This window comes from Rhizobium halophilum (assembly GCF_021648825.1).
GTDB classification, from domain to species: Bacteria; Pseudomonadota; Alphaproteobacteria; order Rhizobiales; family Rhizobiaceae; genus Neorhizobium; species Neorhizobium halophilum.
On record NZ_JAKJHS010000007.1, the window covers coordinates 102,131 to 123,410 of the forward strand.

At 60.4% G+C, this 21,280-nt stretch carries 25 protein-coding genes; 14 read left to right on the forward strand and 11 right to left on the reverse strand.

Features of this window, described 5'->3' with window-relative positions; all coding sequences use genetic code 11:
- The first annotated feature begins 32 nt into the window (after positions 1-32).
- Positions 33-1,685 (forward strand): acyl-CoA dehydrogenase family protein, encoded by a 1,653-nt coding sequence (locus tag LXM96_RS14340; protein ID WP_239999241.1) that lies wholly within the window; start codon positions 33-35, stop codon positions 1,683-1,685.
- On the opposite strand, the gene LXM96_RS14345 is transcribed toward LXM96_RS14340, so the two are convergent.
- Positions 1,667-2,602 carry an AEC family transporter gene (locus LXM96_RS14345; protein WP_239999242.1) on the reverse strand — a complete coding sequence of 312 codons (936 nt, stop codon included), beginning with the start codon at positions 2,600-2,602 and terminating at the stop codon, positions 1,667-1,669. The two genes, LXM96_RS14340 and LXM96_RS14345, sit on opposite strands and share 19 nt — an antisense overlap.
- A 160-nt stretch (positions 2,603-2,762) precedes the next feature.
- Between LXM96_RS14345 and LXM96_RS14350 the strand changes: the two genes are divergently transcribed.
- From LXM96_RS14350 to LXM96_RS14355, 3 genes are all read left to right on the forward strand, one after another.
- Positions 2,763-3,407 (forward strand): TetR/AcrR family transcriptional regulator, encoded by a 645-nt coding sequence (locus LXM96_RS14350; RefSeq protein ID WP_239999243.1) that lies wholly within the window; start codon positions 2,763-2,765, stop codon positions 3,405-3,407.
- 169 nt (positions 3,408-3,576) lie between these two features.
- Positions 3,577-3,708, forward strand: a complete 132-nt coding sequence (locus tag LXM96_RS21625) for a hypothetical protein (protein ID WP_262913667.1) — start codon at positions 3,577-3,579, stop codon at positions 3,706-3,708.
- A complete protein-coding gene (locus tag LXM96_RS14355) occupies positions 3,705-4,028 on the forward strand; it encodes a DUF6105 family protein (protein WP_239999244.1) in 324 nt (107 codons plus the stop codon). The genes LXM96_RS21625 and LXM96_RS14355 overlap by 4 nt, the downstream gene beginning before the upstream one ends.
- Here LXM96_RS14355 and ruvX read toward each other — a convergent pair.
- The gene (gene ruvX / locus LXM96_RS14360; RefSeq protein WP_239999245.1) at positions 3,974-4,459 is read right to left on the reverse strand and encodes a Holliday junction resolvase RuvX; all 486 of its coding nucleotides are present in this window, start codon (positions 4,457-4,459) and stop codon (positions 3,974-3,976) included. The two genes, LXM96_RS14355 and ruvX, sit on opposite strands and share 55 nt — an antisense overlap.
- 115 nt (positions 4,460-4,574) lie before the next feature.
- Between ruvX and LXM96_RS14365 the strand changes: the two genes are divergently transcribed.
- The 4 genes from LXM96_RS14365 (at position 4,575) to LXM96_RS14380 (ending at position 7,680) form a co-directional block, all read left to right on the forward strand.
- Positions 4,575-5,279 (forward strand): metal-dependent hydrolase, encoded by a 705-nt coding sequence (locus tag LXM96_RS14365; RefSeq protein WP_239999246.1) that lies wholly within the window; start codon positions 4,575-4,577, stop codon positions 5,277-5,279.
- A gap of 75 nt (positions 5,280-5,354) precedes the next feature.
- Positions 5,355-5,642 (forward strand): Asp-tRNA(Asn)/Glu-tRNA(Gln) amidotransferase subunit GatC, encoded by a 288-nt coding sequence (gene gatC / locus LXM96_RS14370; RefSeq protein ID WP_239999247.1) that lies wholly within the window; start codon positions 5,355-5,357, stop codon positions 5,640-5,642.
- A gap of 59 nt (positions 5,643-5,701) precedes the next feature.
- Entirely contained in the window at positions 5,702-7,183 is a 1,482-nt protein-coding gene (gatA, locus tag LXM96_RS14375) for an Asp-tRNA(Asn)/Glu-tRNA(Gln) amidotransferase subunit GatA (protein ID WP_239999248.1), read from the forward strand.
- A complete protein-coding gene (locus LXM96_RS14380; protein WP_317208253.1) occupies positions 7,180-7,680 on the forward strand; it encodes a GNAT family N-acetyltransferase in 501 nt (166 codons plus the stop codon). Before gatA ends, LXM96_RS14380 begins: the two co-directional genes overlap by 4 nt.
- A 16-nt stretch (positions 7,681-7,696) precedes the next feature.
- Here the strand turns inward: LXM96_RS14380 and LXM96_RS14385 are convergent, their stop codons facing one another.
- Complete coding sequence (locus LXM96_RS14385; RefSeq protein ID WP_394801964.1) at positions 7,697-9,010, reverse strand: mechanosensitive ion channel family protein; 1,314 nt, start codon at positions 9,008-9,010, stop codon at positions 7,697-7,699.
- Between the two features lie 133 nt (positions 9,011-9,143).
- On the opposite strand from LXM96_RS14385, the gene LXM96_RS14390 reads away from it, so the two are divergent.
- Complete coding sequence (locus LXM96_RS14390) at positions 9,144-9,653, forward strand: GNAT family N-acetyltransferase (protein WP_239999250.1); 510 nt, start codon at positions 9,144-9,146, stop codon at positions 9,651-9,653.
- Between the two features lie 4 nt (positions 9,654-9,657).
- Here the strand turns inward: LXM96_RS14390 and LXM96_RS14395 are convergent, their stop codons facing one another.
- On the reverse strand, positions 9,658-9,978 hold the full coding sequence (locus LXM96_RS14395) for a DUF1294 domain-containing protein (RefSeq protein ID WP_239999251.1): 321 nt from the start codon (positions 9,976-9,978) through the stop codon (positions 9,658-9,660).
- A gap of 141 nt (positions 9,979-10,119) precedes the next feature.
- Here LXM96_RS14395 and gatB point away from each other — a divergent pair, with 141 nt between their 5' ends.
- Entirely contained in the window at positions 10,120-11,622 is a 1,503-nt protein-coding gene (gene gatB, locus LXM96_RS14400) for an Asp-tRNA(Asn)/Glu-tRNA(Gln) amidotransferase subunit GatB (protein ID WP_239999252.1), read from the forward strand.
- Positions 11,623-11,626: 4 nt separating this feature from the next.
- Positions 11,627-12,130, forward strand: coding sequence for a GNAT family N-acetyltransferase (locus LXM96_RS14405; RefSeq protein ID WP_239999253.1), 504 nt, complete (start codon positions 11,627-11,629; stop codon positions 12,128-12,130).
- 3 nt (positions 12,131-12,133) lie between these two features.
- Here LXM96_RS14405 and LXM96_RS14410 read toward each other — a convergent pair whose 3' ends face one another.
- A complete protein-coding gene (locus tag LXM96_RS14410; RefSeq protein ID WP_239999254.1) occupies positions 12,134-12,565 on the reverse strand; it encodes a hypothetical protein in 432 nt (143 codons plus the stop codon).
- A gap of 75 nt (positions 12,566-12,640) precedes the next feature.
- Between LXM96_RS14410 and LXM96_RS14415 the strand changes: the two genes are divergently transcribed.
- The 3 genes from LXM96_RS14415 (at position 12,641) to LXM96_RS14425 (ending at position 14,113) form a co-directional block, all read left to right on the forward strand.
- On the forward strand, positions 12,641-13,093 hold the full coding sequence (locus LXM96_RS14415) for a GNAT family N-acetyltransferase (protein WP_394801968.1): 453 nt from the start codon (positions 12,641-12,643) through the stop codon (positions 13,091-13,093).
- Positions 13,094-13,199: 106 nt separating this feature from the next.
- On the forward strand, positions 13,200-13,598 hold the full coding sequence (locus tag LXM96_RS14420) for an NADH:ubiquinone oxidoreductase subunit NDUFA12 (RefSeq protein WP_239999256.1): 399 nt from the start codon (positions 13,200-13,202) through the stop codon (positions 13,596-13,598).
- A 146-nt stretch (positions 13,599-13,744) separates the two neighbouring features.
- Complete coding sequence (locus tag LXM96_RS14425; protein ID WP_239999366.1) at positions 13,745-14,113, forward strand: DUF2155 domain-containing protein; 369 nt, start codon at positions 13,745-13,747, stop codon at positions 14,111-14,113.
- On the opposite strand, the gene aat is transcribed toward LXM96_RS14425, so the two are convergent.
- The 6 genes from aat to LXM96_RS14455 form a co-directional block, all read right to left on the reverse strand.
- Complete coding sequence (gene aat, locus LXM96_RS14430; RefSeq protein ID WP_239999257.1) at positions 14,114-14,731, reverse strand: leucyl/phenylalanyl-tRNA--protein transferase; 618 nt, start codon at positions 14,729-14,731, stop codon at positions 14,114-14,116. It abuts the gene before it with no gap.
- Between the two features lie 10 nt (positions 14,732-14,741).
- Positions 14,742-16,085: an acetyl-CoA carboxylase biotin carboxylase subunit gene (gene accC, locus LXM96_RS14435; protein WP_239999258.1), complete on the reverse strand. Its 1,344-nt coding sequence runs from the start codon at positions 16,083-16,085 to the stop codon at positions 14,742-14,744.
- An 8-nt stretch (positions 16,086-16,093) separates the two neighbouring features.
- Positions 16,094-16,555 (reverse strand): acetyl-CoA carboxylase biotin carboxyl carrier protein, encoded by a 462-nt coding sequence (accB, locus tag LXM96_RS14440; protein ID WP_239999259.1) that lies wholly within the window; start codon positions 16,553-16,555, stop codon positions 16,094-16,096.
- Between the two features lie 28 nt (positions 16,556-16,583).
- Positions 16,584-17,021 (reverse strand): type II 3-dehydroquinate dehydratase, encoded by a 438-nt coding sequence (gene aroQ / locus LXM96_RS14445; RefSeq protein WP_239999260.1) that lies wholly within the window; start codon positions 17,019-17,021, stop codon positions 16,584-16,586.
- A gap of 123 nt (positions 17,022-17,144) precedes the next feature.
- Entirely contained in the window at positions 17,145-17,903 is a 759-nt protein-coding gene (locus LXM96_RS14450) for a DsbA family protein (RefSeq protein WP_239999261.1), read from the reverse strand.
- Between the two features lie 201 nt (positions 17,904-18,104).
- The gene (locus tag LXM96_RS14455) at positions 18,105-20,933 is read right to left on the reverse strand and encodes an Rne/Rng family ribonuclease (RefSeq protein WP_239999262.1); all 2,829 of its coding nucleotides are present in this window, start codon (positions 20,931-20,933) and stop codon (positions 18,105-18,107) included.
- Between the last annotated feature and the right edge of the window lie 347 nt (positions 20,934-21,280).

The following is a 21,280-nucleotide window of genomic DNA, read 5'->3' on the forward strand; positions in this document are numbered from 1 at the left end:
CATTTTTCAGAGAAACGGGCTAGAAGCCAAGCATGACACAGAATAGCCGGACCGAACAAAAGCTTGCAGAGCTGAACCAGCCCCAACCCTGGTCCGGCATCAACGCCTACAGATCAGACCCCTTGATTGTCGACCTCACGGCCGGGCTGCACCGCAGCCTGCGCGAGGAGTTCGATTCGCTCGGCCACTACGCCACCTCGCCGGAGGCACAGGAACTGGCGCGGATGGCCAACGAAAGTCCGCCAAAGCTGCGCACCCACGGACCCCGCGGCGAGCGCCTGGATGTCGTGGAGCTCCACCCGGCCTGGCACGCGCTGATGCGGCGCTCCATGTCCGTAGGGTTGCACTCGTCGGTCTGGGAAAGCATCGCAGAGGCCAAGGGGAGCGAGCACAAGGCGCGCGCCACGCGCTTCTACCTGACGGCGCAACTCGAATGCGGCCACCTCTGCCCGCTGACGATGACCAGCGCCTCTGTCGCTGCATTGATGGCATCGCCGCGTGTCCAGAAGGAATGGGCACCGAAGATCCTGTCGAGGAAATACGATTCGTCCAACCGGCCGGCGCTGCAGAAGAATGCCATTACCCTCGGCATGGGCATGACCGAGAAGCAGGGCGGCACGGACGTGCGGGCCAACCGCTCAACCGCCGAGCGGGTGGGCGAGGGCATCTATCGACTTTCCGGGCACAAGTGGTTCATGTCGGCACCGATGAGCGACGCCTTCGTGATGCTGGCGAAGACCAACGAGGGCATCGGCTGCTTCCTCGTTCCGCGCTTGCTGGAAGACGGCTCGGCCAATGGACTGCAGTTCCAGCGCCTGAAGGACAAGCTCGGCAACCGCTCCAACGCCTCCTCCGAGGTCGAGTTTACTGATGCCTTCGGCTACCTGCTGGGCGAGCCCGGCGCCGGCATACGCACCATCCTGGACATGGTCACCCTGACGCGGCTCGATTGCGCGCTGGCTTCAGCCGGCATCATGCGCGCTTCGCTGGCCGAAGCGGTCCATCACTGCCGCGGCCGCACCGTCTTCGGCAAGAACCTTATCGACCAGCCGCTGATGACGAGGGTTCTGGCCGACATGGCGCTCGATGTCGCGGCGGCCACGGCACTTGCCTTCCGGCTCGCCGACGCCTTTGACCGCGCGGCCAGCAGCCCCGCTGACGCAGCCTTCGCCCGCGTCATGACGCCGGTCATCAAGTATTGGAACTGCAAGATCGCACCATCGCTGATCTACGAGGCGATGGAGTGCCTCGGCGGCAATGGATACGTTGAGGAGCGTCCGGTGGCGCGGCATTACCGGGAAGCCCCGGTCAACGCGATCTGGGAGGGCTCCGGCAATGTCATGGCGCTCGACGTGCTGCGCGTCCTGTCGCGTGGCAAGGACCTGTTCGACATGGTGCTCGTCGGCTTCGAGCGCGATCTCGGCGCGTCCGGTCGGAAGACCATTGAGGTCCTGCGCGCAGCCATGGCGCTCTGCCAATCGGACGAGGGCGCGGCGCGTCTCCTGGTCGAGCAACTGGCGCTTGCCGCCGGTGCAGCCGAACTGGCGCGCCTCGGCGCCGGGAAGATCGCCGACGCTTTTTTGGAAACGCGTCTCGCCGGCGGTTGGCGCTCGACCTATGGCATGCTCGACGCCCGCTTCGACGCCTCCTACATCGTCGACCTTCTTTACCCGGCGGCAACCTGACCGGCGGCCATCAGCACCAGAGGAATGGTGAGAAACGAGAAGACGGTCTGAACGGTCGCGGTGGCGGCATAGAGCTCGGCGTCACCGCCCATCTTTTTGGCCAGGATATAGCCGTTCATCGCCGTGGGCACACTGGCGCTTAGCGCCAGCAGCGCCACCGCTGGGCCGGAAACGCCTGCTAGCAGGGCAGTGGCCACCATCACCAAAGGGAACACGGCAAGCTTTAGTGCGACCGAAAAAAGCACCAGTGGCCGCGGCTTCAGGGCATCTGAAATCCGTAATCCTGCACCGACGGCGATCAATCCCAGGCTCAGTGCCGCGCGCGCCACGAGATCGACGGTGGTCATCAACGGCGCGTAGATCGGGATGCCCATCTGGTTGACGATCACGCCAAGCAGGCTGCTGATGATCAGCGGATTGGTGACGATCCTCAGCAGGAATGCTCCATAGCTGGTCCGCGCACCAGAGAACCAGAGCAAAACGCCGACATTGATGACGTTGATCGGCAAAATCACCACTGCCATCACGAGGGCAACGATTGTCAGCCCAAACTCTCCGTAGGTCTTCTGTGCGATGGCCAGTGCGATGAAGGCATTCCACCGGGTGGCGGTCTGGAACACCGAACTGAAGGAAGAGACGGGCACGCCGGAACGCTTCAGCGGCAGCCAGAGCGCAAGCACCAGCGCACACATCAGGAGCACGGCGCCGACTGCCCCAACGCCGATCGAACCGATCTCCATGCTGGAAAAGTCTGCAGTGGCTAGAGTGTGGAACAGCAATGCCGGAAACAGGACGTAATAGCCGCACTGCTCGAGGCCTTCCCAGAAGGTCCCATTGATGAGCGGGCTCCGCTTCAGCGTCACGCCGAGCAGGACCAGGAGGAAGATCGGCAGGATACTCTCGAAGATGATCAGCATTCGGCGGCCAGTTCGGGGAAGGGGGCATGGGAAGTCGACGAGGCTTATCCCCCAGCCTCCCTGGATGCAATGTTTCCAGATTCTGTGAATGGCCAGATGCTGTGCATTGTGTGGCACCGTCCGGCAGCTTATCCGGCACTTAGCAGTTGGAGTACCGTCTATGCTTGCAGCCGAGGAAGCTTTCGCCCCATCCGTGCCGGAAAAGCGCGTCAAGAACCGCGCCCAAACGGAGTCCGCGATTCTGCAGGCAGCGCGTAACCTGCTGGCGCAGGAGGGCTTCCAGGGCTTCGGCATCAACGCGATCGCCCGGCGGGCCGGCTGCGACAAGCAGCTGATCTACCGCTACTACGGTGGCCTGGATGGTCTTCTCGACGCCATCGGGACCGATCTTGGCGACTGGGTGAAGGAGCGAATCCCGGAAGATACCGGCGGTATGTTCCTGTTAACCTACGGCGATCTCATGGAACGACTGGCGCTCCTCTACATGGAGGCGCTGCGGCGCGATCAACTCGTCTGCAAGATCATCGCCTGGGAAGTTTCGAAAGATACGCCACAGGTGAGAAGACTGGCCGAAGCACGGTCACGCGCACTGGCAAAGTGGCTCGCTCGCATGGGCGGCAGCCTGTCAGCGCCCAGGGGCGTGGACGCGCCGACCTTGAACGGCATCCTCTTTGCCGCAATCCAGCACCTCGTCATCTCCTCCGTCACAACCGGCGAGTTCGCCGGCCTTCCGCTCCGCAACGAGAAGGACTGGGGCAAGGTGGCAGCTTCGGTGCGCCGACTCGTGCGCGGCGTCTATGGCTGAGGCTTAAGCCTTGTCCACAGAGCCGAGCTCGCCGTTAACCATACCCGCCGGTTTCCGTTGCGTCGGGACGCCGCTCGCCTAAGTGTGGGGTTAACCGAGTGTTAACCATGGACGGATCGAGCCGTTGCCGCAGGGAACGCCATATACGGACCGGGCATTGCTGAGCATCATGACGATGTTTTTTGCGGTGCTGGCGCTGGACATCGCCAATCCCGCGGTCATGCTGAGCCTGATGGCTCTCATGAAGTGGCTGCCGACGGTGGAGTTTCACCTTGTTCAGCCGGGAAGGAGGACCGCATGAAGTGGTTCCTGGTTCTTTGGGCGGGACCGATCCTGCTGCTCGGCAGCTGGTACGGACTGTCTTACAACGATGTGAGCTTCGGCATTTTCATGCTGACCCGGCAGGCCCACGACCTTGTGTTCCAGGTCTATAGCCAGGTGCTCGGCATCCCGGCAGACGATATCCCGCCACTGGTCGCGCGGGCGATCGCAGTCGACAGCCTTGTCGTCTTCGCGATCATCGCTTTTCGCCGCCGCAAGAAGATTGCAGCATGGTGGCGCGCCCGTCAGGCCTCGTCGGAGGCTCTCGTCAAGGAGGAGAGCCTGTCGAGGGCGCCCTGAAGAATGAAGCTCGCTGCCGCCGAGTCGATTCGCTCGGCGCGCTTGGCGCGTGATACGTCCATCTCCAGCAGCGCACGCTCTGCCGCGACCGTGGACAGGCGCTCGTCCCAGAAGACGAAGGGCAGGTCGGTCTTGTCGCTCATCGAGCGGACGAAGGCACGGGTGGCCTGAACGCGCGGGCCCGCGGAGCCGTCCATGTTCATCGGCAGGCCGATGATGAAGGCGGCGACTTTCTCCTTCTCGGCGAAAGCCATCAGAACCTCGGCGTCCTTGGTGAATTTCGTGCGCTTGAGCACCGGGCGAGGGGAGGCGAAGCGACGCCCCAGATCCGACATGGCGATGCCGATCGTCTTGGTGCCGAGGTCGAGGCCGGCAATCGCCTGGCCTCTTTCCAGTGCTCCGGCCAGTTCCTCGATTGTCAGCACTGTCATCCGCTTGGCATCTCCTGCGTAGAAATTGTCGCGCCGCCGCTTCCATTCAGTGGCAGCCGGAATATGTGTTTAGCACTCTCAACGATTTCCGCATCACCCATCGATGGAGACCTTCATGAAGATCACCTGGCTCGGCCATTCCGCCTTCCGCATCGAAACCGCCAAAGCGAAGATCCTGCTCGATCCGTTCTTCACCGGCAATCCCGGATTCTCCGGTCTGGACGCGCGCGAGGCCGCCGAGGGAATCACCCACATCCTCCTCACCCATGGCCATGGCGACCACGTCGGCGACACGATATCCCTTGCCAACGAAACCGGCGCCGTGGTGCTGGCCAATGCGGACCTCGCTGGATGGCTCGGCAAGAAGGGCGTGGCGAAGACGGATATGGGCAACACCGGCGGCACCGTTTCCTTCGAAGGCTTCACCGTCACCTTTACGCAGGCGCAGCATTCTTCTGCTCAGATCACCGAGGACGGCATCTCCCATGCCCTCGGCAACGCCAACGGCCTCATGCTGCATTTTGATGACGAGCCATCTGTCCTGCACATGGGCGACACCGACATCTTCACCGACATGGGCCTAATCAACGAACTGCACCAGCCGGACATTGGGCTCGTGCCGATCGGCGATCGGTTCACCATGGGCGGCGCCGTTGCAGCACTGGCCTGCCAGCGCTTCTTCGATTTCAAGCACGCCATTCCCTGCCACTACGGTTCCTTCCCGATTGTCGACCAGACGGCGGAGAAGTTCGTGAAGGGGATGGAGGGTACGCGGACGCGTGTCGAGGCTCCGACGCCTGGCACGACCCTCAGCTTCTGATTAGCTGCTCCCCCCGTTGCGAACGGCGGACGTGGCCATTATAGCGGTAGGAAATTCTTGCCCGGAGTTATTGCCATGTCCGTCGATCTCGCCACCGTCAAGCGCGTCGCGCGCCTTGCCCGCATTGCTGTCAGCGAAGACGAGGCCGAACGGATGGTGGGTGAACTGAACGGCATCCTCGGCTTCGTCGAGCAACTCGGCGAGGTCGATGTGACGGGCGTCGAGCCGATGACCTCGGTGATGCCGATGGTCATGCGCAAGCGTGCCGACGAGGTGACGGACGGCAGCAAGGCCGATGATATTGTTGCCAACGCGCCGTCCACGGACCGCAATTTCTTCCTCGTGCCGAAGGTCGTCGAATAGCAGCAGATTTGCTGCTGCCATCCGACCATTCAAGACACACCCGCTGAGCGATTGATAATATGACCGAACTCACCAGCCTCACCATTGCCGAAGCACGCGAGAAACTGAAGGCTAAGGACATCACGGCCGTCGAGCTGACACAGGCCTATGTCGACGCCATCCAGGCAGCCAACGGAGCGCTGAACGCGTATGTCGCCGTCACGCCGGAAAAGGCGCTGGGGATGGCACGGGCGTCCGATGAACGGATTGCGACCGGCAAAGCCGGAGCGCTTGAGGGTATTCCGCTCGGCATCAAGGATCTCTTCGGCACCCGCGACGTCCATACTCAGGCCTGCTCGCACATCCTGGATCGATTCCAGCCGAAGTATGAGTCCACAGTCACCCAAAACCTCTGGAACGATGGCGCCGTCATGTTGGGCAAGCTCAACATGGACGAGTTCGCCATGGGCTCATCCAATGAAACCTCCTATTACGGGCCGGTGATCAACCCCTGGCGGGCCGAAGATTCCAACCAGCAGCTTGTGCCGGGCGGGTCCTCCGGCGGCTCGGCCGCAGCCGTTGCTGCGCAGCTTTGCGCCGGGGCCACCGCGACCGACACAGGTGGTTCCATTCGCCAGCCTGCAGCCTTCACCGGTACCGTCGGTATCAAGCCCACCTATGGCCGCTGCTCGCGCTGGGGTGTCGTCGCCTTCGCATCGTCGCTGGACCAGGCCGGCCCGATCGCCCGTGACGTCCGTGATGCTGCAATCCTGTTGAAGTCGATGGCAAGCGTCGACGCTAAGGATACCACCTCGGTCGATCTGCCGGTTCCGGATTACGAGAACTCGCTTGGACAGTCAGTGAAGGGCATGAGGATCGGCATTCCCAAAGAGTATCGTATCGATGGCATGCCCGAAGAAATCGAAGCTCTTTGGCAGCAGGGTGTGACCTGGCTGAAGGACGCGGGTGCCGAGATTGTCGACATCAGCCTGCCGCATACGAAATACGCTTTGCCTGCCTACTACATTGTCGCGCCGGCAGAAGCCTCGTCCAACCTCGCGCGCTACGACGGCGTCCGCTACGGCCTGCGCGTGGACGGTAGCGACATTGTCGACATGTACGAGAAGACCCGCGCCGCCGGCTTTGGCCAGGAGGTCAAGCGCCGCATCATGATCGGCACCTACGTTCTCTCGGCCGGCTACTACGATGCCTATTATCTGCAGGCGCAGAAGGTCCGCACGCTGATCAAGCGCGACTTCGAGCAGGTCTTTGATGCCGGGGTCGATGCGATCCTGACTCCCGCCACCCCATCCTCTGCCTTCGGTGTCGCTGATGAGGCCTTTGCGGCCGATCCGGTCAAGATGTACCTCAACGACATCTTCACGGTGACGGTGAACATGGCGGGTCTGCCCGGCATCGCCGTTCCTGCTGGTCTTGACCACAGAGGCCTTCCGCTCGGCCTGCAGTTGATCGGCAAGCCGTTCGAGGAGGAAACGCTGTTCAAGACGGCGCACGTCATCGAGCAGGCTGCAGGACGCTTCACCCCGAAAAAGTGGTGGTGACCGGTCTTAACATCCGGAATATGACGGTCGCCGATCACAGAGTGGTCGGCGACATCGGTTTCGCGGCATGGAGTTCCAGCGACGCGTCTGGTGCCCTCTCTCCGGCTCCGGAGCTGATTGCTCGCGTGCGGCAGGAATTCTCTGTCTTCCCATCCATAGCGACCCGCGACGTCCATGTGGCCGAAATCGAGAGCCTGGTTGTCGGCTGGGCGGCGCGGGAAGGGGAACGCGATTACATCTCAGATCTTTGGGTGCATCCTGAATATCAGGGCCGGGGCATCGGGCGCCAGCTTGTCCTCCACCTCCTCAGACTCATGACAGAAGAAGGCCATTCCTTCGTCCGCATTCACACACAGGCCGGCAATTCTGGTGCTATCCGTCTTTACCAGCGTTGCGGCTTCGCAATCGTTTGGCGAGGAATGGAGCACTCCAGAAGCATGGGCATCGATGTGGAAAAAGTGCACCTGCAAAGAGAGCTGCCTGCCGCTTGGGTCTAGTTGCCGGACCTAGGCGTCAACCGCCATCCTCCGTCTGCGCTTCGCGGCGTACAGCGACCTCTACCGGTGTCTTCATGATGATCTCCCTGTGCGGGAATGGGATGTTGATGTCCGCCTTTTTGAATTCGTCCCACAGCAACATCAGGATCTCTCCCTTGACGTTGGAGATGCCGTTGGAAGGATCGGCGATCCAGAAGCGCAGCTTGAAATCCAAAGAGGAGGCTCCAAAAGCGGTGAGCCAGCAGACGGGGTCTCGATAGGTCGTAACCCGCGCGTTGGCTTTGGCCGCTTGGGAAGCGATCCGCGCCACCTCGTGAGGATCTGCCGAATAGGCGACACCGAAGTCGAGATCGACGCGCACATATTCGTTGGAGAAGGACCAGTTCACCACCTGCTCAGTGATGAAATTCTCGTTCGGGATCAGATATTCCTTGCCGTCACGCGTAATCACCGAGACGAAACGAGCGCGCAGTTCCCGAACCCAGCCGAAGGTGTCGCCAAGGGAGATCGTGTCTCCGGGCTTGATCGATTTATCGAGTAGGATGATGATTCCGGAAAGGAAGTTGGAGACGACTTTCTGCAGACCGAAGCCCAGGCCCACGCCAATGGCGCCCGAAAACACCGTCAGGGCAGTCAGATCGATGCCGGTGGCAGAAAGAACCACGGCACCAGCCAGAAGGATGAGCACGATCTTGATCAGCTTGCTGATCAGCACGCGGAAGGTGGGGGTGATGGAACTGGCGCGTTCGACGCGGTTGGACGCTATATTGCCAAGGAAAATCGCTGCCCAGATCACGGCAGCCGATACGATGACGCCCTTTATGACGGCAAGAAGCGAGAGCCTGACGGCGCCGAGTTGTATCGCCGCATTGTTGAGCTGTTGTGCGACCGGTTCATCCAGTTCTACGAGACGCAGTGCCAGATAGATCCACACCCCAACTGCAACGATCCGGGCGACACTCCTGTTGCGAATGATTCGAGTGAGAACCGAGACAACAAGCCAGGCTGTTGCCAGCACGAGTGTCTTTGAGATCAACCACACGTGCAGAGGGTCGCCCGTCTGCCGCATCAGGGCCACGGCGACCCACAGCCAGACAATAAAGATCAACCACTTCGTTCTGCGCATGAGAGCGATGACCAGACGCAGAAGATCGGGATTCCCGCGAATGGTACGAGCCCGGCCCTCTATCGCCGGCTCCAGGCGTTGGGCGACGAGCGCCGACAGAAGAAAACCGAGCGCAATCAAGCCGAGCTGCTGGATACCCCACTCCCGCCACAGGAAATGCTCCACCCAACCCTCGGCCCGCGCGAAAAGAACGCGAAAATCCAAGCTCATCCTCCAGTCTCACGGGAAGCCGCTCCCGTGAGTTGTGAACGGATAGTGGGAGCTTTGGTTCTGTCGCAGACCATAGTTCTGGAAAAAGGCTAAGCCTGATGCTTTACTGGGGCCACTTGGAGTAGCCATGTATACCATCCGCAATGCCCGTGAACATGAGGTCGGTATTCTGGCGGATGTAGGCTTCCGCTCCTGGGAGCAGGTCATGTCCTCCATCGGCGGACTGGAAGACATGCGCCCCAATGCCCGCACGGCCTTCCTCAATTTTACACGCGCGTCTTGGCTCACTGTCACTGTCATTGAACAAGGCGGCAGTCTATCCGGTTGGGCGGCGCGAGAGAAACTGGATGAACTGATCACCGATTTCTGGATAGATCCATCCTATCAGCATCAGGGGCTTGGCAGCGTGCTGCTTGCAGCGCTGGAGAGGGAAATCGTGCGCCAGGGGCTCGAGTCGGCACGGGTCGAGACACATGCCCTCAACGAGCAGGCAATAGGTTTCTTCGCAAAGCACGGCTATCGCATAAACTGGTTGTCAGCGGCATACTCGCCTAAACTGGATCAGGAGGTTCAGTCGGTTGGCCTTTCCAAGGTCCTGGTGGCGGATTCGGTGGAAGGTTATGGTCCGGCTCGATGATCGCCTAGGAAGCGCAGCGAGGCAGCCATGTCCTCGGGAGCCAGAGCCACAGGCCCGCCAGGGAGGTGAACAGGAAGACATGCAGGGAGGCAATCAGTGCCAAGATGGTGCGAAAGGGTTCCTTGCGCGTCTTATGACGCAGCAACCGCTGTGCAAAGATCGCTCCGAGGCTACCGCCCAGAAAAGCAGCCGTCAGTAGCGTACGTTCTCGTACCCGCCACAGACCCTCGATGGCTGCGTGCTTGTCCCACCAGTAAATTGAGAACACGGTGAGGTTGAGAAAGAGATAGATCAGAATGATGGTGAAAAGATCGGGCGATGGCATTGTTCAAGCATGGCATGTTTGAATTGTGGGTTCGCTGCAGCCGCGAGCAATGACTGGAGTTGCGCAGGCGTGTGCTTGCACCCCATCGGCATTTGTTCTACCTCACAGATCACCCTCACAAGACGATCAGAAGAGCCATTCATGACCATTGTCGATGTCCGCACGCCTGACCCAAAGCGTTTCATCCCCGGTGCCACCGGTGACTGGGAAGTCATCGTGGGCATGGAGGTCCATGCCCAGGTCCTGTCGAGGTCGAAGCTTTTTTCCGGCGCCTCGACCGAGTTCGGCAGGGACCCGAACGCGAACGTCTCTCTCGTCGACGCCGCCATGCCCGGCATGCTTCCGGTCATTAACGAGGAATGCGTTCGGCAGGCCGTCCGAACCGGGCTCGGTCTGAAGGCGAAGATCAACAAGCGCTCGGTTTTCGATCGCAAGAACTACTTCTATCCCGACCTGCCGCAGGGCTACCAGATCTCGCAATTCAAGGATCCGATCGTCGGCGAGGGCAAGATCGTGATTTCGCTCGGGCCCGATCGGCAAGGGCAGTTCGAGGATGTAGAGATTGGGATCGAGCGCTTGCACCTCGAGCAAGATGCGGGCAAGTCGATGCACGATCAGCACCCCACCATGTCCTTCGTCGACCTCAACCGGTCGGGTGTGGCGCTTATGGAGATCGTTTCCAAGCCCGACATGCGATCCTCCGACGAAGCAAAGGCATACATGACAAAGCTGCGCGCGATCGTGCGCTACCTCGGGACCTGCGACGGCAACATGGATGAGGGTTCCATGCGCGCTGACGTCAACGTCTCGGTTCGTCGCCCCGGTGAGGCTTTCGGCACCCGTTGCGAAATCAAGAACGTCAACTCGATCCGGTTCATTGGCCAGGCCATCGAGTATGAAGCCCGTCGCCAGATCGGCATCCTTGAGGACGGTGGTACCATCGATCAGGAGACCCGGCTCTTTGACCCCAACAAGGGCGAGACGCGTTCCATGCGGTCGAAGGAAGAGGCGCACGACTATCGCTACTTCCCCGATCCGGACCTCTTGCCGCTCGAGTTCGACGACCCCTTCGTCGAGGAACTGAAGCAGCACCTTCCGGAATTGCCGGATGACAAGAAGGAGCGTTTCGTTCGCGAGCTTGGCCTCTCTGTGTATGACGCCTCGGTGCTCGTCTCGGAGAAGGCGATCGCCGACTACTTTGAGGCGGTGGCCGCGGGGCGCGACGGCAAAACGGCTGCCAACTGGGTGATCAACGACTTGCTGGGTGCCTTGAACAAAGCCGGCAACGTCATTGAAGAGACTCCTGTTTCTCCGGAGCAACTGGGTGGCATCATCGATCTCATCAAGTCGGAGACGATCTCTGGCAAGATCGCCAAGGACCTCTTCGAGATCGTTTGGAACGAAGGTGGCAACCCGGCCGAGATAGTCGAAAGCCGCGGCATGAAGCAGGTGACCGACACCGGTGCCATCGAAGCGGCCGTCGATGAAATCATCGCCGCCAATCCAGACCAGGTCGCCAAGGCACAGGCAAAGCCAGCGCTCGCCGGCTGGTTCGTCGGACAGGTGATGAAGGCGACGGGCGGCAAGGCCAACCCGCAGGCGGTTCAGGCACTGGTGAAGGCAAAGTTGGGCATCGAGGAGTAGGCCGATGGTCTACTTCGTCCGTACGGCCGGGGAGGAGGACGTGGAGAAGATCCGCGCTCTCCTCAGCGACACGTTCCACGCTACCTACGACCCCTTCTACGGCGCAGACAAGGTCACCCAGCTCATCGCAGCATGGCATTCGCCCCCAGCCATCCGCAGCCGAATCGGCAAGAAGGATGGCGAGTTTCTCGTCGCTGACAGTGGCAGGGACCTTGGTGGCATAGGTTACGCCGCAACCTATCCGAAGATGGAAAAGACGGTGATGCTGCATCAGCTCTATGTCAAACCATCCTGCCAGGGCCAGGGTATCGGACGGGACATCTTCGCCGAGATCGAGACTTGTTTTCCGGATGCGGAGATCTTACGCGTTGAGGTGGCGTTGCAGAACCTTCGTGCCATTTCCTTCTACGAACGCCTAGGCTTCGCAGAAGTTGATCGCATGGAAGAGTGGGGCGGTCCAAACTCCGGCCTGCCGGCGGTGGTGCTGGAAAAGACCTTGCCTCGATAGCCGCTACTGAAGCTCGGGAACCTCATGTTCCTTTCCCTGCTCATCCAGGAGTCGAACGGCGCTGCACTCCACCAGATCGCTTCGGCGGGTGCGGTTGCAGACGGCATCGACCACCTGCAGCGCTCCTTCGCGACTGTCAAAGCCGCAGTGAACCTCGTGCCAGTGCGGCCCATCCCGCTGCTGCACGAAGATGTCCACCGACCATCCGGCCGGAAAACAGGCGGTCGTTTCCAGGCAGTCCTCGTTCGTGCCGCCGCCGTCTATGCACTGCTTCTTGGCACAGTCTAGCGCTTCCCGGATGCTGTCGGCCACACAGTGGCCGCTACTCATCTCTGGCGCCTGCGAAAAGGCGATCGCATCGCGTGCTTCTGATGGGGCCGCGATAGCCCACATCAGGGGACAGCAGAGGATCCAGTGGGCTGTTCGTTGTGTCATCCGTGAAAATCTTTAGAAGGAATGCTGTCTGTAGCATCAACGGATTCGGCTTCGGAGGAAAGAGTGCAGCCAGAGATGGTGATACGCCGCGCATGCGAGGAGGATCTTCCCTCTCTCATCGCAATCTTCGCGGAGGATGCTGTCGGCGGGCATGGCGACACCACGGAACTGGAAGTCTTCGGCGATTACCTTCGCGCTTTCAAAGAGATTGAGGCCTCCGGAAGGGAGCAACTGTTCGTAGCCGAGCTTGGCGGTGAGGTGGTCGGCACGTTCCAAATCGTGTTCAATCGCACGCTGACCGGACGCGGTGGGCTGAACATGACGCTCGAGGCCGTCCAAACGCGGCCGGATGTTCGAGGGCAGGGGATCGGTGCCGCCATGGTCGGTCACGCTGTGCGGGAGGCGCGGCTACGGGGATGCCGCTTTGTCCAGTTGACCTCCAATGCGGCCCGCATTGATGCTCACCGGTTCTACGAGCGCCTGGGCTTTGCCAAGAGCCATATCGGCTTCAAGATGAAGCTGAGATGAACCCTGTAGCGGTCCGGAAATGCTGGACATCATGATCGCCAGATTGCATAACCCTTCAAACAGTCACCCGAGCTGCCTGCAGCATTTGCCAGAGCTGACGAAGAACATGAAAAATCTCCTGCTTCAGATATTCACATGGTGGAACGGCCAGACCATTGGCACCCGCTTCTACACCTGGCGCTTCGGCAAGAAGGTCGGCGAAGACGAGATGGGCAACGTCTACTACGAGGGGCCGAAGACCTCCTTCGGTGTTCCCCGTCGCTGGGTCATCTTCAACGGCGAAGCTGAAGCCTCGGCGATTTCGCCAGGCTGGCACGGCTGGATGCACCACCGTACGGATATTGCGCCGTCCCAGGACCACTACGTGCCGCGGGAGTGGGAGAAGCCGCACAAGCCGAACCTGACCGGAACTCCCGGCGCCTATCGTCCCAAAGGATCGCTCGCAGGCGCGGGTGAACGCCCCCGCGTGACGGGCGACTATGACGCCTGGACGCCAGGCTCCTAACGCGCGCCTGTTTTGGCCACATTCCGCCTTTAGGCGAGGAACACGTCAAGAAGCGCATCCGGAGACTTGGCCGGAGCAGAAGGGGATCGTTGATGAGGACACTTGCTCGCGCGCTGGCGTTCGGCTTTTCGATCATCTCGGTTTCGATGATGTCTGCGACTGTCGTTTCGGCTGCTCGCATTTCCAACCCGGTTGCCGTCTTCGCGGGGATCGACAAGATCACCGGCCGAATCACGACGTTCGACGTTTATATCGACGAGACGGTTCAATACGGCGCGCTGCAGGTCACGCCAAAGGTCTGCTACTCCCGGGACGAGACGGAAGCACAACGAGTCGATGGATTCGTGGAGGTCGACGAGATCACGCTCGACCGCAAGATCCGTCGGATCTTCACCGGCTGGATGTTCGCTGATAGCCCCGGCTTGAATGCGGTCGAGCATGCCATCTATGATGTCTGGCTGACGGGCTGCAAACAGCAGTCCGATGTTCCTGCGCCCGACGCGGCCACCAATTGACTAGAAGGGGAGGTGCGGTGAAGCGACGGCTTCCTTCAGCATCTCCAGGTAGTCCTCCTTAGGCACATCGATCGCACCGAAGGTCTTCAGATGTTCGGTGGTAAATTGTGTATCGAGGAGGGTGAAGCGCTTTTCTCTCAGTCGCTCCACAAGATGCACAAGGCAGATTTTCGACGCGTTGGTTCTTCGGGAGAACATACTCTCGCCGAAAAAGGCCGAGCCGAGCGTGACACCATATAGCCCTCCCACCAGTTCCTCGCCCTCCCAGGCTTCCACGCTATGGGCATGCCCCATGCGATGGAGCTCGGAATATAGCAGGCGGATGGTGGTGTTAATCCAGGTGTTGGGCCGATCGTCGGCGGCCTCGGCGCAGAGGTCGATCACGTGGTCGAAGGAGGTGTTTACCCGGATCGAGAATGGGTCTCTGCGCATGGCCTTCGCCAAGCTTTTGGAAATGTGTAACTGATCCAAAGGCAGGATACCTCGGACCTCTGGCTCGACCCAGAAGATTTCTGGGTCGTCGGCAGATTCGGCCATGGGAAACAGGCCAATGGAATAGGCGCGCAGCAGAATATCCGGCGTAATGGTTGGATAGTACCTGCCGCGGCGCCCGATCATCAGTTCCCCGTTAGTGCTTTTCCCCCGCCAGATAGTTTTCCAGCCAGTGGATATCGTAGTCGCCATTGGCGATGTCCTGATTGGACACCAGATCCTGGAAGAGGGGAAGCGTCGTCTTCACCCCATCAACGACGAATTCGTCGAGAACCCGTCGCAGACGCATCATGCACTCGATCCGGGTCCGGCCGTGGACGATCAGCTTACCGATAAGGCTGTCGTAGTAAGGCGGGATTTTGTAGCCGGCGTAGACGCCGGAATCGACGCGGACGCCGAGGCCGCCTGGGGCATGAAAGTGCGTGATTTTGCCGGGGGATGGGACGAATGTCCGTGGATCTTCGGCATTGATGCGGCATTCGATGGCATGGCCCGAAAAAACGATCTCCTCCTGCGACACGGACAATCCCGCACCCGAGGCCACGCGGATCTGCTCGTGCACGAGGTCGATACCGGTGATGGCCTCCGTGATCGGGTGCTCCACCTGCAGGCGAGTGTTCATCTCGATGAAGTAGAACTCGCCGTTTTCGTAAAGGAACTCGATCGTTCCCGCACCGCGGTACTTCATCTTCTTCATCGCGTCGGCGCAGATTTGGCCGATCTTCATGCGCTGTTCGACATTCAGGGCAGGGGAGTTCGCCTCCTCCCACACCTTCTGGTGGCGGCGCTGGAGCGAGCAGTCGCGCTCGCCGAGATGGATCGCATTGCCTTCCCCGTCACCAACCACCTGAATCTCGATGTGGCGCGGCTTGCCGAGGTATTTCTCCATGTAGACAGCATCGTTGCCGAATGCGGCGAGCGCTTCTGAACGAGCGGTGGAGACGGCCTCATCAAGTTCGGCTTCGGTCTTTGCAACCTTCATCCCGCGGCCACCACCACCGGCGGTGGCTTTGATCAGCACGGGGAAGCCGATCTCGCGTGCGATCGTGAGCGCATTCTCCGGCTTCACTTCGCCTTCCGAACCGGGAACCACGGGGATGCCAAGGTCGACGGCCGTCTTTTTCGCCGTGATCTTGTCGCCCATCATGCGTATATGTTCGGCGGTGGGCCCGATGAAGGTAATGCCATGCGCTTCCAGGATGTCGGCAAACTTGGCGTTCTCCGACAAGAAGCCGTAACCCGGATGCACGGCGTCGGCACCGGTGATTTCGCAGGCAGCAACGATTTGGTGAATGTTGAGATAGCTGTCGCGCGATGGCGGGGGGCCGATGCAGACGCTTTCGTCTGCCAGTCGTACATGCATCGCGTCGGCATCGGCGGTCGAATGGACCGCCACGGTAGCAATACCGAGCTCTTTGCAGGCGCGCAGAACGCGAAGCGCGATTTCGCCACGGTTCGCTATGAGGATCTTGGAAATCATGGAGCGTCCTATTCGATGACGACGAGCGGCTCGCCGTATTCGACGGGTTGGCCGTCGCTGACCACGATCTCCGTCACTTTGCCCGACTTTGGAGCCGGGATCTGGTTCATGGTCTTCATCGCCTCGATGATGAGAAGGGTCTGGCCTTCCTTCACCATGGCACCGACCTCGACGAAAGCACGGGCTCCGGGAGCGGGTGAAAGATATACGGTGCCCACCATTGGAGCCGGAACGGCATCGCTATTGTCGCGTGCAGCAGGAGCCGCTGCAACGGGCGCGGCTACCGCTGCAACAGCAGGAGCAGCCGGTGCTGCGGCCACAGGCGCCTGCACGTAGTGTGTTGCGGCGCGCGAGACGCGGATGCGCAGATCGTCCTGCTCCACCTCGATCTCGGTGAGGTCGGTGTCGTTGAGGATGTTCGCGAGGTCGCGGATCAACCCCTTGTCGATACCGTTCTTATTGTCAGACATGGCAAACCCTATTGTTCTGTTTATCTTGTCAGTCAGTGATGCTTTTCAAGGCATGCAGCGCGAGAACGTAGCTCGTCGGGCCGAAGCCGCAAATGACGCCCTTGCACGCCGGCGCGATCATCGAGTGATGGCGGAAGGCCTCACGTGCGTGAACGTTAGAGATATGAACTTCGATCACCGGGATTGGGATCGCACGAATTGCATCATGAAGCGCGAGAGACGTGTGGGTATAGGCGCCAGCATTAATGGCGACGCCCACGGCGTTTTCACCTGCTTCGTGGAGCCAATCCACCAGAACGCCTTCGTGGTTGCTTTGGCGGAAGTCTACGGCCAAACCGAGGTCACGGCCCATGGCCACGCAGTCGTTCTCGATGTCTTTCAGGGTCTTGCCGCCATAGATGCCCGGCTCGCGCTTCCCGAGCATGTTAAGGTTGGGGCCGTTCAGAACGAAGACCGTCTTGCTCATCGTGTCCACAATGTTCCTTCAAAAGTCAGGGGCAACCTATAGACCGGCGCAATGGCAAGGAAAAGCCCCCGGCCATTGAAACACCGGGCTTTCCTGACCCGCCAGAACGGGTTGGGGGCCGTTCTAGCAGTTGCTCTTTCCGCAGGCCCGCACGTTTGCCACCTTCTCTTCGATGGCATCCTTGCCGACGGCGCCGAACAGTGCCTCGTCGCCAACGATATAGGTCGGCGTTCCGGTTACGCCGAGGCTGGTGGCGAGCCTGTAGGCTTCGCGTACGATGCTGTCGTTGGGATTTTCTTCCATAGATTTGCGGACGGCAGCTTCCTTGAGCCCCAGTGAAGTAGCCACGTCCATGGCGCTGGCTTCAGTCGCTAGGCCCGTTGCGCTGAGCAGGGTGCGGTGGAATTCTCCATATTTCTCCGGGGCAAGCAGGCGCACCGCATTTGCCACGCGATGTGCCGCAAGAGAATCCGGGCCGAGGATGGGAAATTCCTTGAGCACGAAACGCACGTTCGGGTCCGCCTGAAGGATGCTCTCCATATCATTCAGTGCGTTCTTGCAGTAGCCGCAATTGTAGTCGAAAAATTCGACCACCGTGACGTCACCGTCCGGATTTCCAAGCACGACATCGGCGTCAGAAGCGAAGATCGCATCGTGATTGGCGGCAACGGCCTGCCCGGCCATCTGCAACCGCTGCGCCTGCTGTTTTGCCTCTAGTGCAGACTGTACTTCCAGCATGATTTCCGGATTATCAATGAGATACTCGCGAATGAACTCGCCCATCTCCTTTTTCTGCTGCTCGTCCAGAGCAATTGCGGGGGTGAGCCATGCTGCCGAGATCAGCAAGGTCCCAAGAGCAAGGGTTTTCAAACGGGCAGGCATAGATGATCCTTGTTGTGTGCAGGCGGCGAAGCCGTCCGAGTAGCTATGGTTTGCGGCGAACCTAAGCCGACCGTCAATGTATGGGAACTGCAAATGCGGCGGACGGAGCGCGATACCCTCCTTGCTGCGTGCGAAGCTGCTGTCGCCTCAAATGGAAAAGGCCGCGGATCTGCGGCCTTTCCAGTCATGCTGTTGCCGATCTTAGAAGAAGCCGCGACGCTGCCACCAGCCGGCCTTCTTCGGCTTTCCTGTGTCGTCCTCCGAGGTCGACGGTTCCGAGCTCTTCACGACCGGATCCGTCGAGCCGATATTGGAGCCCCGATTGGCGCGAGCAGGCTTTGCCTCCGGCTCAAGATCTGCATCCGCGTCTTCCTTCCCTGATGCATCTTCTCCAAGAGCGGCATCGACCTGAGGCGCAATGACCGCTTCGGCTGCATCGGGCGCCGTTTCGGTGGCTTGCGCGAGATCCCCCGTTTCGACCGCGACTTCTTCGACAGGTGCGGCAGCTGCCTTGCGGCGTGTCCGACGCGGCTTGGCGGCAACAGGCGCCTCAGCTTCCGGCTCCGTTGCTGGAGGGACCGCTGCCCCTTCGGCTTGAGCTAGGTTCGCTTCACCTTCTGCTGCCTCGTCCTGATCGCCCGTGGATGCGGAGGCCGCATCAGCATCGGAAGAAGCCGCCTGTGCCTCGTCTTCCTGACGGTTGCGACGCCCGCCACGCTTGCCACGGCGACGGCGTTTGCGGCGACCACCCTCATCGTTGTCGTCCCCAACATCGGAAGCGCCCAGGGCGTCGCTCTCGTCGTCGCCTTCGTCCTCCTTGGAATCATCGCTGATCGAATCGTCGTGACCCGAAGTTCCTTCGGCGCTCGCACCCTCGGCACGGTCGCCATTTCGGTTGCGGCGGCGGCGACGACGTTTGCGCTTGCGGCCGCTCTGCTCACCTTCTTCCGCGGCAGGAGACGCGGCGGGCTTTACATCTGCGAGTTCTTCGTTCTCTTCGTCGTCCTCGATGACGACATTGTCGTCCTCATCGTCTTCAACGGGAAGCGCAGCGAACGGCATCAGGGTCTCGATTCGAACCGGATTTTCTACAGGCTCGCCTCGATCGATCGCGAAATGGCTCGCGCCGATGCTGGCGTCGGACTCGATGAAGATCGACACGCCAAAGCGTCTCTCGTAGTCGACGACGCTGTTGCGCTTCTGGTTGAGAAGGTAGAGCGCGATTTCCGGCGTCGTCCGCACAGTGATGTCGTGCGTGGTATTCTTGAGTAGATGTTCTTCGATACCGCGCAGAACATGCAGCGCAACCGATGACTGCGACCGGACATGGCCTGTACCGCCGCAATGGGTGCAGATCTGGGTTGTCGATTCGAGGACTGAGGCGCGAATCCGCTGCCGCGACATTTCCAGCAGGCCGAAATGTGAAATGCGACCCACCTGGATACGGGCACGGTCGTTCTTCAGGCAGTCCTTCAGCTTCTTCTCGACAGCGCGGTTGTTGCGCTTCTCTTCCATGTCGATGAAGTCGATGACGATCAGCCCCGCCAAATCTCGGAGGCGGAGCTGGCGAGCCACTTCCTCCGCCGCTTCCAGATTGGTCTGGAGGGCGGTGTCCTCGATCGAGTGCTCACGGGTCGAGCGGCCGGAGTTTACATCGATCGCCACCAGAGCTTCCGTCTGGTTGATGATGAGGTAGCCACCTGACTTGAGCGTTACCTGCGGCTGCAGCATGCGGTCGAGTTGTGCTTCGATGCCGGAGCGCGCGAAGATCGGATGTATATCCCGGTAGGGCTGTACCACTTTGGCGTGGCTCGGCATGAGCATCTTCATGAAGCTTTTGGCTTCGCGATAGCCTTCCTCGCCGGAAACGATGATTTCCGAGATATCCTTGTTGTAAAGGTCACGGATCGAGCGCTTGATCAGCGAACCTTCCTCGTAGACGAGGCAGGGGGCGGTGGAGGCAAGGGTCAGCGTCCGCACGTTTTCCCAAAGCCGCATCAGGTATTCGAAATCGCGCTTGATCTCGACGCGGGTGCGGTTAGCGCCCGCAGTCCGCAGGATGACGCCCATGCCCTGCGGCACGTCCAACTCACGCGCGATCTCCTTCAGGCGCTTGCGGTCGGCCGGTTGGGTGATCTTGCGAGAGATGCCGCCGCCGCGCGCCGTATTCGGCATCAGAACCGAATAACGACCCGCCAGCGAAAGGTAGGTGGTCAGAGCCGCACCCTTGTTGCCACGCTCTTCCTTGGCAACCTGGACCAGCAGGATCTGTCGGCGCTTGATGACTTCCTGAATGCGGTACTGCTTGCGCGGCTTCCGGACAACGCGCTCCGGAACCTCTTCCATGGCATCTTCAGCGCCAACGGATTCGATCTCTTCCTTCTCCCCGTCGTCGTCATCGTCATCATTGTGACGACGGCTGCGGACATCCTCGGAGACTGAATCGGTTTCAACCATGGCTGCCATTTCGCCAGGGTTACTCTCGTCGTCGCTGATTCCAGATGGTTCGGTCGCCGCCTCGCCTGCATCGGGTTCAGCCACTTTCTTGCGCGAGCGGCTGCGGCGAGGCTTCGCCTTTGGCTTTTCCGCCGCCGCGGCCTCTTCGCCGGGGCTGACCTCGGCTGCTTCGGCACCCGCCTCCGACGGGACCTCAGCCGTTGCCGGCTCTTCAGTGGGAGGCTGCTCGGCGGTGGCTTGGTCGACGACGGGATCGGCCGATTCATCTTCGGCGATCCTCCTCTGTTCCTCAGCTTCGGCCTGCATCAGGGCCTGCCGGTCCGCGAGCGGGATCTGATAGTAATCGGGGTGGATTTCAGCGAAAGCCAGGAAGCCGTGCCTGTTTCCGCCGTAGTCGACGAAAGCCGCCTGAAGCGAGGGTTCGACCCGCGTCACCTTTGCCAGGTAGATGTTGCCGCGTATCTGCTTCTTGTGCTGGGACTCAAAATCAAATTCTTCGATGCGACTGCCGCGAACGACGACTACCCGCGTCTCCTCTTCGTGAGACGCGTCGATGAGCATTTTGTCTGCCATAAAGATTTAGCTCCTCGGCGCAACTGAGCAGTTGCAAAAAGGCCTGCCGCAGGGACAGGCCGTTCATGCAAAATTGTGGTTGCGCCGGAAAAAAGGGCTCCCTCCGAACGATATGGCGGCGACGACCGGACGACTGACGGAGCGCTTAGCTCCTTCAGCGTATCCAGATTCTGTGACACTTGCCGCGACATGAACGTCCAAACGAGAACAACGATGTATTAGGCTCAAGGCCCGGTGGAGGTGCTCTCTGCGAGCATGGGTGGCGCGCCACCCGGTATGTGCCCGGCAAATGCCGGAAGTGATTGGTATTCGGAACAAAGGCGTGAAGACGGCGGATGAAATTCCGG